The following is a 14,695-nucleotide window of genomic DNA, read 5'->3' on the forward strand; positions in this document are numbered from 1 at the left end:
ATCGTGACCACCCACTTCGGTAACTCGGCGCGTATGTGAAGGGCCGATCTGTCACTCTGTCCGTGTCGTCAGCGGCGCACCACGGAGAAACAGGCAGAGCGAGAACAGGTCAGGAGCCGCCCTGTGGGGTCCATTCCCATGCAGCGGGACATCGTGCAGCGTCCCGGAACCACCGCAGCCACAGGCGCCCAGCCGGTCGCCCGGACCAGCCTGCCCGGCAACCTCCTCGCGCCCGCCGCGGCCCGGCGGTTCGTCACCGCCGCGCTGGACGAGTGGACCGGGCTCGGGCTGCCCGCCGCGGTCGGGTTCAGCGAGCGGCTGTCCGACGACGCCGCGATGATCGTCAGCGAGCTGGTGACCAACGCCGTCGTGCACGCGGGCACCGCGGTCGAACTGCTCTTCCGGCTGGAGGAGGCCACCGAGGACGAGGAGGCCGCGCTGGTCCTGGAGGTCTCCGACCACCACCCCGGCCGCACCGTCCGAGGGGACCACGCGCACAGCGCCGAGCACATGGGCGAGCCGGCCGACTACGGGCGCGGCCTGGACATCGTCGCCGCCCTCGCCGAGCGGTGGGGCATCACCTACCGCACCGGCACGAAGACCGTCTGGGCCCGGCTCCCCGTCGACGACTGGAACCCGTTCCCCGAGGGACGCGGCGAGACCGGGCTCGACCGCGGGCTGCGCGCCGCCGAACTGCTCGCCCCCAGCGCCCGGCGGACCGCCCGCGACGACGGGGACTGGGCCGGGCGCGGCGCGCTCTCCTTCCTCGCCGAGGCGTCCGACCTGCTGGCCGGGCAGCTGGACGAGGACATCGTGGCGGCCCTCGCCGGACAGTTACTCGTTCCCCGCCTCGCCGACTGGTGCGCGATCTGGCTGGAGCCCGAGAGCGGCGGCCCCGCGGCCGTCCCCCGCCTCGCCAAGGTCTGGCACGTGGACGAGGACCGGATCGGACCGCTGCGCGCCCTGCTGGAGGGCGACCCGCTCCGGCTGCCCGAGCGCGTCGGCACCGGTGCCGTCTCCATGCCGTGGCCCGGCAGCGCGGAGGACGGCGAACCGCCGGACGAGGAGGAGGGCGTCGCGTTCGCCTACCGCATCACGTCCGGCGGCCGCACCCTCGGAGCGGTCCTGCTGGGCCGCGGGTCCACCGACCGCCTGCCCGACGAGCTGACGGCCCTCGTCGAGGACTTCGTACGCCGGGTCGGCCTCGCCGTCGGCGCAGCGCGCGCCTACAGCCGGCAGGCCACCATCAGCCGCATCCTCCAGCGCGGGCTGCTGCCCAGCAAGGTCGCCCGGATACCGGGTGTGGCCAGCTCCCTCGTCTACGAACCGAGCGACGACGGCGTCGTCGGCGGTGACTTCTACGACATCTTCCCGTGCCCCGGCGACCGCTGGTGCTTCGTCCTCGGCGACGTCCAGGGCAGCGGCCCCGAGGCCGCCGTCGTCACCGGCCTGGCCCGCCCCTGGCTGCGGCTGCTGGCCCGCGAGGGCTTCCAGGCCGACGAGGTCCTGGTCCGCCTCAACCGGCTGCTCCTGGACGACGCCATGGAGGCCGCCGAGGCCGCCGCGCTCATGGTCGCCGCCGCCGGCGGCCAGCACTCCGCGGACAACGGCGGGCAGTCCCGCTTCCTGTCCCTGCTCTACGGGGAGCTGGTGCCGCTGCCCGGCGGCGGCGCCCGCTGCACCCTGGCCAGCGCCGGGCACCCGCTGCCGCTGCTGCTGCGCCCGGACGGCACCGTGCGGCCCGCCGCCGAGCCGCAGCTGCTGCTCGGGCTGATGGACGACGCGGTCTACGAGACCCAGAGCTTCGACCTGGCGCCCGGCGACAGCCTGCTCTGCGTCACCGACGGGGTCACGGAGCGGCGCTCGGGCGCCCTGATGTTCGACGACGGCGACGGGCTGGCGAAGGCACTGTCGGGGTGCGCGGGGCTGAGCGCGGAGGAGATCGCGGAGCGCATCAAGCACGCCGTGCACGACTTCGCCGAGCGCCCGCCGGACGACGACCTGGCCCTGCTCGTGCTCCAGGCCGAGTAGGGCCCGGTCCGGGGCATGGCGTCCGGTCGCCGGGCGGCGCGCGACAATGGGCGGTATGCCTTCCGTACTGCCCGATGGTGAACCCGTGCCCGACGACGGGGCGCTGCCCCGCCATGCCCTGGAAGGCGCGGCCGGCCGGCCGCTCGGCTTCTACCTGCACGTGCCGTACTGCGCGACCCGCTGCGGCTACTGCGACTTCAACACCTACACCGCGACCGAGCTGCGCGGCTCCGGCGGTGCCCTGGCCTCCCGCGACAACTACGCGTCCCACCTCGTCGGCGAGGTCCGCCAGGCCCGCAAGGTCCTCGGCGACGACCCCCGCCCGGTCCGCACGGTCTTCGTCGGCGGCGGTACGCCGACCCTGCTGGCCGCCGCCGACCTGGTCCGGATGCTGGCGGCGATCCGGGAGGAGTTCGGGCTCGCCGACGACGCCGAGATCACCACCGAGGCCAACCCGGAGTCCGTGGACCCCGCCTACCTGGCCGAGCTGCGCGAGGGCGGCTTCAACCGGATCTCCTTCGGCATGCAGAGCGCCCGGCAGCACGTCCTGAAGATCCTCGACCGCACCCACACCCCGGGCCGGCCCGAGGCGTGCGTGGCCGAGGCGCGGGCGGCCGGCTTCGAGCACATCAACCTGGACCTGATCTACGGCACCCCCGGCGAGTCCGACGACGACTGGCGCGCGTCCCTGGACGCGGCGATCGGCGCCGGGCCCGACCACGTGTCCGCGTACGCGCTGATCGTCGAGGAGGGCACCGGCCTCGCCCGCCGCATCAAGCGCGGCGAGATCCCGATGACCGACGACGACGCGCACGCCGACCGGTACCTCATCGCGGACGAGGCCATGGCCGCCGCCGGCTACTCCTGGTACGAGGTGTCGAACTGGGCCCGTACGCCCGAGGGCCGCTGCCTGCACAACGAGCTGTACTGGCGGGGCGCCGACTGGTGGGGCGCCGGACCGGGCGCGCACAGCCACGTCGGAGGCGTGCGCTGGTGGAACGTGAAGCACCCGGGGGCGTACGCGCAGGCGCTCGCCGAGGGGCGGTCGCCGGGGGCCGGGCGCGAGATCCTGTCCGCCGAGGACCGCCGCGTCGAGCGCATCCTGCTGGAGCTGCGGCTCGTGGACGGCTGCCCGCTCTCCCTGCTGGCCCCCGCCGGCCTCGCGGCGGCCCGCCGGGCGGTGGCCGACGGACTCCTGGAACCGGCGCCGTTCGAGGACGGGCGGGCCGTACTGACGCTGCGCGGGCGGCTGCTGGCCGACGCCGTGGTGCGCGACCTGGTGGACTGAGCGGGCCGCGCCGCTCGGGGCGTACGCGCATCAAGGCGCACGCCCCCACGCCCGCCGCACTCACTTCAACGGGCACCCCGCCGGTGTCAGCGCCCGCGCCCCCGCCGCCCGGCCGCAGATGATCCGGGCGCGGCTCCGGCCGTCCGGGTAGGTGATCTGCACGACGTCCAGACCGTGGCCCGCCTGGGCCTCGTACGGGATGAAGCCGCGGAAGGTGATCGTCCCCGTGGGCATCTTCCGCAGGTTCACCGCGTACAGGTTCGCCCACGTCTCCGCGGCGCTGTTCGCCGCGTCGCCGTGGCTCGCCGCGTCGTACAGCGCGGCCGTGGCGCTGTACGACATCACCGACTGGCCGCTCGCGAAGAGCGGGTCCTCGTACGCTCGCGACGCCGGCAGCCGGGGACGTACCGCGCCCTCGGGCAGCAGCTTCCCCAGGGCGCGGTACGACTCCTCGTAGAAGCCGTCCGCGCGGCCGCGGCTCATCGGCGCGAGGGTCGTGTGGTAAAGCGTGACGTTCTTCGTGGTGTCCGTGCTCGCGTCCAGCCGCGCCTTGGACAGGTCGTCGCCCGTGAAGACGGTGATGGGGCGGCGCGAGCAGCTGTGGGTGAGCCGGCTCATCAGGTTGGCGACGTCCTCGACCCGGCCCGCGAAGTACAGGGCGTCCGGCGCCGGGTCCGCGGCGCAGATCCGCTGCACCGGCCGGTCCAGGTCGGCGCTGCTGCGGCGGCCGAGGTCGTACTCCACCGGCTCCGACAGCTCGAAGCCCGACTCCTCCAGCATCGCGCCGCCCACCTCCTGCTGCTCCAGCGTGTAGCGGTCCTTGTCGTTGTTGCCGAGCTTGCGGGACAGGACCAGGGCATGCGGCTCGTGCTTGCGCGCCGCCGCCTCGGCCACCTGCTTCGCGACGAGGCCGAGGGCCTTCGCCTGCTCCTGGTCGGTGGCCGCCAGGCCGAAGTAGTTGGAGTAGTCCGTCGCCAGGTAGCCCCCGGAGTTGGTGGTGTCCACCACGGGCAGGCCCGCCTGCTGAAGGAGCGCGGTGGCCTCCGGACTGTCGGTGGTGTCGCGGCCGAGCCCGACCACGCCGACGACCGAGCGGTCCCTTTCGGCCACCTCGATGATCTTCTTCACCGCGGGTATCTGCTGGAGCATGTCCTGCCCGCCGTTGGCGGTCAGCACCCGCAGCTTGACGGAGAAGTCCAGCGTGTTGGTGTGGTGCTGGAAGAGGTAGACGCCGGTCAGCTCCTCCAGGGCCTTGCGGGTGCCCTCCGGGGACGGGGCGGTGAACGGACCCGCGTAGATCAGCGTGACGTACTTGTCGCCCGGCTCGATCGAGGCGTTCTCCTCGGCCACCGCCCGCTCGATCCGGTCGAAGGTGACCCCCGCCCCGGCCCCGTCCAGCTCCAGGTCGTTGCCCTCCGCGAAGCGCACCCGGGTGGTCGTCGCCACGCCGATGCACTCCTTGTCCCCGCCGCCCGGACCGTCCAGCCGCACCGAGTCCGTGTCGACGTCCGTGAGCGGCCCGTGGCAGTAGCGGCCGGCCAGGTGGTTGCTCAGCAGCATCGTCCCCAGCAGCGCGCCGGCCATCAGACACGCGACCGTCGTCCGCGACATCACCCACCACACCCACGTCCTGCGCACCCGCTCCGTGGACAGCTGCGCGTCCGCGTGCTCGTGGGTCAGCTGAGCCGTCGACAAGGGCAGCCGCAGCACCCAGGCGGGCGTGGCCGTGCCCGAGGGCGACTGGCCCACGCTGAGGCGGCCGACCCAGTCCTCGTACCTGGCCCGCGCCGCACCCGTGTGCGCGGGCGGCGGGTCGGGCGGCAGCGGCGGGGTGTGCCGCAGGATCTCGGCCGCCGGCAGGGAGGCCAGGAGCAGCAGCGGATCGACCTCGCTGCGCCGGGAGCGGACGTTGTTGACCGCGTTGATCAGCTGGACGCCGCCGTTGCTCTGGACGGCCCTCGGCAGGAAGACCACCGGCGGCACGGTCCGCTTGCCGCGCCGCCAGTCCGGCGCGTGCGGCCGGTAGTTGTTGCGCAGGTCCTCCAGCAGCGCCTGGACCCGCAGCTCCAGGTGGAACTGGCGGGCCCGCTCGTCGCCCGCCGCCGCGTCGGCCACCTGCCCGGCGACCACCGCCGCCCGCGCCCGGATCACCCGCCACGAACCGCTCGGCGAGAACCGGGACCAGCCGTCCGACGGGTAGCCGGTGCTGGCGGCGGCCAGCGACGAGGTGGTGGCGAACCACTTGCTGGCCCGGCGCAGCCACAGCAGCGGCGGCGCCGACGTCGACACCAGCCGGACCACCGCGAGCCCGAGGACCGCCCCCACGGCCACCAGCGCGGTCGGCAGCCAGCCGATCTCGCCGAGCAGCACACCCAGGACCGCGATGACCACGGCCCCCACGAACGTCTCCGGCCGCACCGACTCGCGGAACGCGGTCCACCAGGTGCCCCGGCCGCGCCGCCGGGCCCGCCAGCGCAGCGCGCTCAGCTCCTCCAGGATGCGCTCGTCGCGCTGGTCGCGGGAGCTGCCCGGGTCCGGGTCCCGCAGCACGGACCCGGTGGCCTGCTCGATGGCGCCGAGCAGCCGGGAACGGGGGAAGGCAAACGGTTTGTACTGCGATCCGCCCCGGGTCTCCCACGGCTTCTCGGTCAGCGTGCGGACCATGTCGAGCGCCGCGTCGTACGGGGTGTCGCCGCGCCCGTCGAGCAGTCTCAGGGGGACGCGGCGCGGCTGGTTGGCCCGGTGGATCTGGCGCACGATCTGCTCGACCCGGGCGTCCACGGCGGCCGGTACGTCGGCGTCGGCGGCCTGGAGGACGACCAGCGGCAGCAGGGGCCGGTTGTCGCGGTAGCGGTCGATGAGCTGCTGCACGAAGTGGAAGACGGCGGAGGCCGCCTCGTTCTCCGCAGTGTCCCGCCAGACCTCGCGTGCCATCGCCCCCGTGCCTTCCCTCGCGAACAGAGCCTGGCCCCACTCAATAACCGATGATGTGTGCGAGGCGCAGGCATTCATCCGGATCGGTGCCGGATCGAGGGGAAGGACGGCCGGACATCAGTCCGGAAGGGTGACGAAATCGATCAATTCCTCTACCCGGCCCAGGAGTTCGGGCTGAAGATCCCGATAGGAGCGGACCGAGGACAGAATGCGCTGCCAGGCCGCTCCGGTGTTCTCCGGCCAGCCGAGCGCCCGGCACACCCCCGTCTTCCAGTCCTGCCCGCGCGGCACCACCGGCCACCCCGCGATCCCCACCGACGCGGGCTTCACGGCCTCCCACACGTCGATGTACGGGTGCCCGACCACCAGCACGTCGCCGTCCGACACCTGGGCCGCGATCCGGGACTCCTTGGAACCGGGCACCAGATGGTCGACCAGCACCCCGAGGCGGGCGTCCGGCGCGGGCGAGAACTCCCGCACGATCGCCGGCAGGTCGTCGATGCCCTCCAGGTACTCCACCACCACGCCCTCGATGCGGAGGTCGTCGCCCCAGACCCGCTCGACCAGCTCCGCGTCGTGCCGGCCCTCCACGTAGATCCGCCCGGCCCGCGCCACCCGCGCCCGCGCCCCGGGCACCGCCACCGAACCGGAAGCCGTACGCGTGGGCCGCACCGGGCCCCCGGCCGACGGGCGCACCAGCGTGACGACCCGCCCCTCCAGCAGGAAGCCGCGCGGTGTCATCGGGAAGACCCGGTGCTTGCCGAACCGGTCCTCCAGGGTCACCGTCGGCCCCTCGGCGGTCTTCTCGCACCGGATGACCGCGCCGCAGAAACCGGTGACCGCCTCCTCCACGACCAGATCGGTCTCGGCGGGCACCTCCGGGGCGGGGGCGGACTTCTTCCACGGCGGGGTCAGATCGGGCTGGTAGCTGCGCATCGCACGACGATAATCGGGGAAGACCTACGACACGCCGAGCCGCCCCGCCAGCGCCTCCCGCTGGGCCCGGACGAACGCGGCGTCCACCACGGCCCCGTGCCCCGGCACGTACCGCGCGTCGTCCCCGCCCAGCTCCAGCAGCCGGTCCAGCGCCGCCGGCCAGCGCGCCGGGCGGGCGTCCGGGCCCGCCTGGGGTTCGCCGGACTCCTCGACCAGGTCGCCGCAGAACACCAGCGCGGGGGCACCCGGGACCAGCACCGCGAGGTCGTGGCCGCTGTGCGCCGCGCCCATGTCCACCAGCACCGCCTCCCGGCCGCCGCCCAGGTCCACCGTCAGCTCCCCGCGCACCTCGTGGCCCGGCGCCACCAGCACATCGACGGAACCGGCCGCGTCCGCCTCGGGCAGCCCCTGGGCCACCGCGTCCGCGTACAGCTCGTCCGCCCCGCGCCGCAGCAGCTCCGCCGTGCCCTCGGAGCCGTACACCCGCGCGCCGGCGAACGCCGCCGTGCCCAGCACATGGTCGAAGTGGGGGTGGCTGAGTGCGATGTGCGTCACCCTCCGGCCGAGCAGCGCCTGCGCCTGGGTGCGCAATTCCACACCCTCGCGCAGTGACGAGCCGGTGTCGCAGAGCAGCACCCCGTCCGGGCCGGCCACCAGCAGGGCCGTCGCGTCCCAGACCGGAAGGCGCCGGCGGCCCGTTCCGTGACCCAGCCGCTCCCATCCGAAGTCTTCCCAAGAGGCATCCATACGGCGACGCTATCGGCAGCGACCTGCGCGATCGGGCGGCACGGCGGCCGGTCGCCCTTGCTAGGGCACCACCCCGTCGCCGTACACTGGCCGGGGATCGCTGGCACTCGTACGCACCGAGTGCCAGGAGGAATCCCGGGAACGGCCCGGGAACACCGACGTGGAGAGCTGGAGGTGTGCGCGCGATGCTCAGCGAACGCAGACTCGAAGTGCTGCGCGCGATCGTCCAGGACTACGTCGGGACCGAGGAGCCCGTCGGCTCCAAGGCGCTCACCGAGCGGCACAAGCTGGGGGTCTCCCCGGCGACCGTCCGCAACGACATGGCGGTGCTGGAGGAGGAGGGCTTCATCGCCCAGCCCCACACCAGCGCCGGGCGCATCCCGACGGACAAGGGCTACCGGCTCTTCGTGGACAAGCTGGCGGGCGTCAAGCCCCTCTCGTCACCGGAGCGCCGCGCCATCCAGAACTTCCTCGACGGCGCGGTCGACCTGGACGACGTCGTGGGCCGTACCGTACGGCTGCTCGCGCAGCTGACCCGGCAGGTCGCCGTCGTGCAGTACCCCTCGCTGACCCGTTCGACGGTGCGGCATGTGGAGCTGCTGTCGCTGGCCCCGGCGCGGCTGATGCTCGTGCTGATCACGGACACCGGCCGGGTCGAACAGCGACTGGTGGACTGCCCGGCGCCGTTCGGCGAGACCTCCCTCGCCGATCTGCGGGCCCGGCTCAACAGCCGGGTGGTGGGGCGCCGGTTCGCGGACGTCCCGCAGCTGGTGCAGGACCTGCCGGAATCCTTCGAGAGCGAGGACCGGGGAACCGTGTCCACCGTCCTCTCGATCCTGCTCGAAACCCTCGTCGAGGAGACGGAGGAGCGGCTGATGATCGGCGGCACCTCCAACCTCACCCGCTTCGGACACGACTTCCCGGTGATGATCCGGCCGGTGCTGGAGGCACTGGAGGAGCAGGTCGTGCTGCTGAAGCTGCTCGGCGAGGCCAAGGACTCGGGCATGACCGTACGCATCGGGCACGAGAACGCCCACGAGGGGCTCAACTCCACGTCCGTCGTCGCGGTCGGCTACGGTTCGGGCGACGAGGCAGTCGCCAAACTCGGCGTGGTCGGACCGACCCGCATGGACTACCCCGGAACGATGGGAGCGGTACGCGCAGTGGCACGTTACGTCGGACAGATCCTGGCGGAGTCGTAAGTGGCCACGGACTATTACGCCGTACTCGGCGTGCGCCGCGACGCTTCCCAGGACGAGATCAAGAAGGCATTCCGGAGGCTCGCCCGCGAGCTGCACCCGGACGTCAACCCCGATCCGAAGACCCAGGAGCGGTTCAAGGAGATCAACGCCGCTTACGAGGTCCTCTCGGACGCGCAGAAGAAGCAGGTCTACGACCTCGGCGGCGATCCGCTCTCGCAGTCCGGCGGCGCCGGCGCGGGCGGCTTCGGCCAGGGCGGCTTCGGCAACTTCTCCGACATCATGGACGCGTTCTTCGGTACGTCGTCGCAGCGCGGGCCCCGCTCGCGCACCCGGCGCGGCCAGGACGCGATGATCCGGCTGGAGATCGACCTCGCCGAGGCGACCTTCGGCACCACCAAGGACATCCAGGTCGACACCGCCGTCGTCTGCACCACGTGCAGCGGCGAGGGCGCGGCCCCCGGCACCTCGGCGCAGACCTGCGACATGTGCCGCGGCCGCGGTGAGGTCTCCCAGGTCACCCGGTCCTTCCTCGGCCAGGTCATGACCTCCCGTCCCTGCCCGCAGTGCCAGGGCTTCGGCACCGTCGTGCCGACCCCGTGCCCGGAGTGCGCCGGCGACGGCCGCATCCGCTCGCGGCGCACGCTGACCGTGAAGATCCCCGCCGGTGTCGACAACGGCACCCGCATCCAGCTCGCGGGCGAGGGCGAGGTCGGCCCCGGCGGCGGCCCGGCCGGCGACCTCTACGTCGAGATCCACGAGCTGCCGCACGCGGTGTTCCAGCGCCGCGGCGACGACCTGCACTGCACGGTCACCATCCCCATGACGGCGGCGGCCCTCGGCACCAAGGTGCCGCTGGAGACGCTGGACGGCCTGGAGGAGGTCGACATCCGGCCGGGCACCCAGTCCGGCCAGTCCGTCCCGCTGCACGGGCGCGGCATCACCCACCTGCGGGGCGGGGGGCGCGGCGACCTCATCGTGCACGTCGAGGTGACCACCCCGATGAAGCTGGACCCCGAGCAGGAACGCCTGCTGCGCGAACTGGCCGAGCTGCGCGGCGAGGAGCGGCCCACCGGCCAGTTCCAGCCGGGCCAGCAGGGCCTGTTCTCCCGCCTGAAGGACGCCTTCAACGGCCGCTGACGGCACCCGCCCGCGCGGTACGGACCCGGGCCCCGGGTCCGTACCGCGCCGCGGCCGGACGGTTCGCGGGGCGGGCATCACGGGACAGGAAGGACATGACACGATGCGGTCATGCCCTCCGCGCTGACCGCTCTCTGCCGGTATCCCCTCGTGCAGGCCCCCATGGCCGGCGGTCCGTCCTGCCCGCAGCTCGCCGCCGCCGTCTCCGAGGCCGGCGCACTCGGCTTCCTGGCCGCCGGCTACAAGACGGTGGACGCCCTGCGCGACGAGGTCCGCCAGGTGCGCGGCCTGACCGGGCAGCCCTTCGGCGTCAACCTCTTCATGCCGCAGTGCGAACCGGCCGACCCCGCCGCGCTGGCGGACTACCGCAGCCGGCTCACGGGCGAGGCCACCGGTTACGAGACCGCGCTCGGCGACCCGGACGTCCCCGGCGACGACGGTTACGAGGACAAGGTCGCCGTCCTCCTCGACGCCCCGGTCCCGGTCGTCTCCTTCACCTTCGGCTGCCCCTCGCGCGACACGCTCGACGCGTTCGCGGCCGCCGGTACGTACACCGTGGTCACGGTCACCTCGCCGGAGGAGGCCCAGGCCGCCGAGTGGGCCGGGGCCGACGCCGTCTGCGCCCAGGGCACCGAGGCGGGCGGCCACCGCTCCACGTTCCACGACGACCCGGCGACCGAGGACGGCGGGACCGGGCTGCTGAGCCTGGTCACCCAGGTCCGCGAGACCGTGCAGATACCGGTCGTCGCCGCCGGCGGCCTGATGCGGGGCGCCCAGATCGCCGCCGTCCTCGCGGCGGGCGCCGACGCCGCCCAGCTCGGCACCGCCTTCCTGGCCTGCCCGGAGTCCGGCGCCCACATCCTGCACAAACAGGCCCTGACCAACCCGCTGTTCGTCCGGACCACCCTCACCAGGGCCTTCTCCGGGCGCCCGGCACGCGGCCTGGTCAACCGCTTCGTGCGTGAGCACGGCCCGTACGCCCCCGCCGCCTACCCCCAGGTCCACCACCTGACCTCCGGGCTGCGCAAGGCCGCCGCCCGCGTCGGGGACGCCCAGGGCATGTCGCTGTGGGCCGGGCAGGGGCACCGGATGGCCCGCGAGCTGCCCGCCGGCCGGCTGGTCCGGCTGCTCGCCGACGAACTGGACGCCGCACGGACGGCAGTGAGCACGAGGAGCACACAGTGACGGCACCCGTCTTCGTCGTCGGACACCTGCCCGACGCCCCCGAGTTCGTCCTCGACGGGCCCGAGGGACGCCACGCCGTGTCCGTGAAGCGGCTGCACACCGGCGAGGAGGTCGTCCTCACGGACGGCCGCGGCCGGTGGGCCCGGGGCGTCGTGCGCGCCGCCGAGGGCAAGGACCGGCTGGTCGTCGGGGACCTGGACCCGGTCCACGAGGAGCCGCGCCCCGCGCTGCGGATCACCGTCGTCCAGGCCCTGCCCAAGGGGGACCGGGGCGAGGTCGCCGTGGAGACGATGACCGAGACCGGCGTCGACGCGGTCGTCCCGTGGCAGGCGGCGCGCTGCATCACCCAGTGGAAGGGCGACCGCGGCCTCAAGTCCCTGGCCAAATGGCGCGCCACGGCCCGCGAGGCCGGCAAGCAGTCGCGCCGGGTGCTCTTCCCGGACGTGGCGGACCTGGCCACCACCAAGCAGGTCGCCGGCCTCCTCGCCGCGGCGGACTTCGCCGCCGTCCTGCACGAGGACCGCGACTACCCGAGCGAACCCCTGGCCACCGTCGCCCTGCCCGAGGAGGGCGAGATCGTGCTGGTCGTCGGCCCCGAGGGCGGGGTGTCCCCGGACGAACTGGCCGCGTTCGCCGCCTCCGGCGCCCGCACCTGCCGCCTCGGCCCCACGGTCCTGCGCACCTCGACGGCGGGCACCGCGGCGACGGCACTGCTCCTGGGACGCACGGGGCGCTGGTCGTGAACCGTCCCCGATGGGGTTCTGACTGCTGTGGGCTGAGCGTGCATGAGTGAGCTGTGGTGCTTGGGAGTGAGTGGTGGGGGTGTGGGGGAATGCAGGTTCTGGGATCGAATGGGTGACCTTGTGGAGGGTTGCTCGTTGTTACGGGTGGTGTGGTGTGCCGGTCGTGGGCGGGGGTGTGGTGGTGGGCGGTGTGCGGGAGTTGGCGGCGTCTTTCGTGGTGGCCGGAGCGTCCGGGGTGGCGGTGCGGGGCCGTCTCAAATGCCTCACCGAACAGGACGAGCGGGTGTTGCGGGCGGTGGGCGCGTATCAGGGTGGGCTGGCGTCGCGTGATCTGAAGGCCCGGTGTGCGGACGGCCTGGGCCACAGCGCTGAGTCGTGGGCTTCGCGTAAGCGTGGGTTGACGGGAGTGTCGTCGTCGCGGATCGCTGGGGCGATCACGAAGGCGTCGCATGATCAGTGGGCGCTGGCCCGGCGCTGCCTGGCCGCCCATATCCGGAGCCTTGAGGCCGGGATCAGCGTGCTCAGGCACCGGTTGTCGCTCCCGGTCGGGGCCAAGGGGACGAAGCGGGCGGCGGGTGGTTACCGGTCCAGGGGTGAGTGGTTTCACAAGTCCCGCCGTCTGAAGACCCTGGAGGACCGGCTGGCGGCTGCTGTCGCGGACTGGCAGGCGGGGCGGGTGGTGCGGGGCGGGAAGCGCCTGTTGAACACCCGCCATCATCTCGCCGAGGCCGGGCTGACGCAGGAGCAGTGGCGTCAGCGGTGGGAGGCGGAACGGTGGTTTCTCGCGGCGGACGGTGAGTCGGGGAAGCGGTATGGGAACGAGACCATCCGCGTCACCCCGGACGGCCGGGTCAGCATCAAACTCCCCGCCCCTTTGGCCCACCTCGCCAACAGCGCACACGGCCGCTACACCCTCACCACCCCGGTCGGGTTCGCGCACCGGGGTGCGGAGTGGGCCGACCGCGTCGAAGGCAACCGTGCTGTCGCCTACCGCATCCACTACGACGCCGGCCGGGACCGCTGGTACCTGACCGCGTCCTGGCAACGACCCGTCGTGCAGACCGTCCCGTTGGAGGCGGCTCGGGCCGGGGGTGTGATCGGGGTGGACACCAACGCCGATCACTTCGCCGCCTACCGCCTCGACGCCCACGGCAACCCGGTCGGCGAACCCCACCGCTTTCCGTACGACCTGTCCGGAACGGCCGCACATCGCGACGCGCAGGTCCGCCACGCCCTCACCCGCCTCCTGCACTGGGCGAAGCAGACCGGTGTCACGGCGATCGCCATCGAGGATCTCGACTTCGGTGCGGAGAAGACGCGGGAGAAGCACGGCCGCCGGAAGCGTTTCCGGCAGCTGATCTCCGGTATGCCCACCGGCAAGCTCAAGGCCCGCCTGGTCTCCATGGCCGCCGAGCACGGTCTCGCGATCATCGCGGTCGACCCGGCCTACACCTCGCGGTGGGGTGCTCAGCACTGGCAGAAGCCACTGACCACCCCGCACCGGAAGATGTCCCGTCACGATGCCGCCGGTATCGCGATCGGGCGACGCGCCCTCGGACACCCGATCCGGCGTCGGACGACACCGCCCCCACACGACCAGAGCGATCGTGCGAGGCATCGGACCGTCCAGGCCGCACCAGGTGCCCCAGGGCGTGAGGGGCCCCGCCCCCGCATTCCCGGACCACGGACACGATCCGTGCCACCGGACGCGGCGAGAACGCGGGCAACCAGGACACCCAAAACCGTTCGGGATGTCCGCAGCGAACAGGAATGGATCCAAGACTCACTCCTGCTCACTGAATAGGAACGGTGGTTGTGCCCGGAAGCGGTCTACCGCGCCGTCACCTGCGGTGGGAAGCTGCCCGTATGGGGACATCAAGGGCAGGGGGCCGTCGCGCGGCCCGTCGTTTTCCGGCCGCGCTCTGCCTCGCCGCGGCCGCCGTCGCCGGGCTCACCGCCTGTGAACCGGGCGACGCCACCGGCGCGTTGAACACCGCGTCCGTCGCCTTCACCACGGACCGGACCGCCACCCGCGCCCTGGAGCACGAAGGCGTCCAGGTGCGCTGGCTGACCTGCACGGCCTCACTCGACGGCGGCGGCACCCCCCGCTCGGCGGCGCCCTCCGCCGCGCGCCGGACGGCCGAGGTCCACTGCGACGGCAGGACGAAGTCCGGCGGCGACATCGCGCTGGACGGGCAGGTGACCTACGCGGTCGAAGGCCGGTGCGTGCGGGGCGACATGACCGCGAAGAGCGGTGGCCGCGCCGTCTTCCGGGCCACCCTGCTCGGCGACTGCACCGCCCCGGCCACGACCGCGCCGCCGGCCGGCCCTCCGGGCCGGGGCGACGGCCCGACGGCCACCGTGACGGTGACGGTCACCGCGTACCCCGGCAAGTGAGGCCGCAGGAGGGGGAGTCGGCGGTCACCGTCGGTTCGCGTGCATCGGTGGAGGACCCGCACCGCATGACGTACTCCGGCCAACCCCGTGCCACC

General features: G+C 73.3%; 11 protein-coding genes. 8 read left to right on the top strand and 3 right to left on the bottom strand.

Features of this window, described 5'->3' with window-relative positions; genetic code table 11:
- Nucleotides 1–138 precede the first annotated feature (138 nt).
- Together ACFUJY_RS25525 and hemW are read left to right on the top strand one after the other, a co-directional pair.
- Nucleotides 139–2,031 carry a SpoIIE family protein phosphatase gene (locus ACFUJY_RS25525; RefSeq protein WP_383304145.1) on the top strand — a complete coding sequence of 631 codons (1,893 nt, stop codon included), beginning with the start codon at nt 139–141 and terminating at the stop codon, nt 2,029–2,031.
- Between the two features lie 46 nt (nt 2,032–2,077).
- Nucleotides 2,078–3,319, top strand: a complete 1,242-nt coding sequence (gene hemW, locus ACFUJY_RS25530) for a radical SAM family heme chaperone HemW (RefSeq protein ID WP_383303801.1) — start codon at nt 2,078–2,080, stop codon at nt 3,317–3,319.
- A 60-nt stretch (nt 3,320–3,379) separates the two neighbouring features.
- On the opposite strand, the gene ACFUJY_RS25535 is transcribed toward hemW, so the two are convergent.
- The 3 genes from ACFUJY_RS25535 to ACFUJY_RS25545 form a co-directional block, all read right to left on the bottom strand.
- The gene (locus tag ACFUJY_RS25535) at nt 3,380–6,253 is read right to left on the bottom strand and encodes a hypothetical protein (RefSeq protein ID WP_383303803.1); all 2,874 of its coding nucleotides are present in this window, start codon (nt 6,251–6,253) and stop codon (nt 3,380–3,382) included.
- Nucleotides 6,254–6,370: 117 nt separating this feature from the next.
- Entirely contained in the window at nt 6,371–7,189 is an 819-nt protein-coding gene (locus tag ACFUJY_RS25540) for a DUF3097 domain-containing protein (RefSeq protein WP_383303804.1), read from the bottom strand.
- 24 nt (nt 7,190–7,213) lie between these two features.
- Complete coding sequence (locus tag ACFUJY_RS25545) at nt 7,214–7,936, bottom strand: MBL fold metallo-hydrolase (protein ID WP_383303807.1); 723 nt, start codon at nt 7,934–7,936, stop codon at nt 7,214–7,216.
- Between the two features lie 185 nt (nt 7,937–8,121).
- On the opposite strand from ACFUJY_RS25545, the gene hrcA reads away from it, so the two are divergent.
- The 6 genes from hrcA (at nt 8,122) to ACFUJY_RS25575 (ending at nt 14,600) form a co-directional block, all read left to right on the top strand.
- Nucleotides 8,122–9,138 carry a heat-inducible transcriptional repressor HrcA gene (hrcA, locus tag ACFUJY_RS25550; protein WP_018103247.1) on the top strand — a complete coding sequence of 339 codons (1,017 nt, stop codon included), beginning with the start codon at nt 8,122–8,124 and terminating at the stop codon, nt 9,136–9,138.
- Nucleotides 9,139–10,275: a molecular chaperone DnaJ gene (dnaJ, locus tag ACFUJY_RS25555; RefSeq protein ID WP_383303810.1), complete on the top strand. Its 1,137-nt coding sequence runs from the start codon at nt 9,139–9,141 to the stop codon at nt 10,273–10,275.
- A gap of 111 nt (nt 10,276–10,386) precedes the next feature.
- The gene (locus ACFUJY_RS25560; protein WP_383303813.1) at nt 10,387–11,460 is read left to right on the top strand and encodes a nitronate monooxygenase; all 1,074 of its coding nucleotides are present in this window, start codon (nt 10,387–10,389) and stop codon (nt 11,458–11,460) included.
- Complete coding sequence (locus ACFUJY_RS25565) at nt 11,457–12,203, top strand: 16S rRNA (uracil(1498)-N(3))-methyltransferase (RefSeq protein ID WP_383303816.1); 747 nt, start codon at nt 11,457–11,459, stop codon at nt 12,201–12,203. The genes ACFUJY_RS25560 and ACFUJY_RS25565 overlap by 4 nt, the downstream gene beginning before the upstream one ends.
- Nucleotides 12,204–12,384: 181 nt before the next feature.
- Nucleotides 12,385–14,007 (top strand): IS200/IS605 family accessory protein TnpB-related protein, encoded by a 1,623-nt coding sequence (locus ACFUJY_RS25570; protein WP_383304147.1) that lies wholly within the window; start codon nt 12,385–12,387, stop codon nt 14,005–14,007.
- A 62-nt stretch (nt 14,008–14,069) separates the two neighbouring features.
- Entirely contained in the window at nt 14,070–14,600 is a 531-nt protein-coding gene (locus tag ACFUJY_RS25575) for a hypothetical protein (protein ID WP_383303819.1), read from the top strand.
- The last annotated feature ends 95 nt before the right edge of the window (nt 14,601–14,695 follow it).

Origin of the sequence: Streptomyces sp. NPDC057249 (genome assembly GCF_042669245.1) — a bacterium.
In the GTDB taxonomy this organism is placed as follows: Bacteria; Actinomycetota; Actinomycetes; order Streptomycetales; family Streptomycetaceae; genus Streptomyces.

What these genes read in the sequence shown, in the direction of transcription:
- ACFUJY_RS25545 (WP_383303807.1), bottom strand. Translation starts at nt 7,936, where the DNA reads ATGGATGCCTCTTGGGAAGACTTCGGATGGGAGCGGCTGGGTCACGGA.
- ACFUJY_RS25560 (WP_383303813.1), top strand. Translation starts at nt 10,387, where the DNA reads ATGCCCTCCGCGCTGACCGCTCTCTGCCGGTATCCCCTCGTGCAGGCC.
- ACFUJY_RS25525 (WP_383304145.1), top strand. Translation starts at nt 139, where the DNA reads ATGCAGCGGGACATCGTGCAGCGTCCCGGAACCACCGCAGCCACAGGC.
- hemW (WP_383303801.1), top strand. Translation starts at nt 2,078, where the DNA reads ATGGGCGGTATGCCTTCCGTACTGCCCGATGGTGAACCCGTGCCCGAC.
- hrcA (WP_018103247.1), top strand. Translation starts at nt 8,122, where the DNA reads ATGCTCAGCGAACGCAGACTCGAAGTGCTGCGCGCGATCGTCCAGGAC.
- ACFUJY_RS25535 (WP_383303803.1), bottom strand. Translation starts at nt 6,253, where the DNA reads ATGGCACGCGAGGTCTGGCGGGACACTGCGGAGAACGAGGCGGCCTCC.
- ACFUJY_RS25540 (WP_383303804.1), bottom strand. Translation starts at nt 7,189, where the DNA reads ATGCGCAGCTACCAGCCCGATCTGACCCCGCCGTGGAAGAAGTCCGCC.
- ACFUJY_RS25575 (WP_383303819.1), top strand. Translation starts at nt 14,070, where the DNA reads ATGGGGACATCAAGGGCAGGGGGCCGTCGCGCGGCCCGTCGTTTTCCG.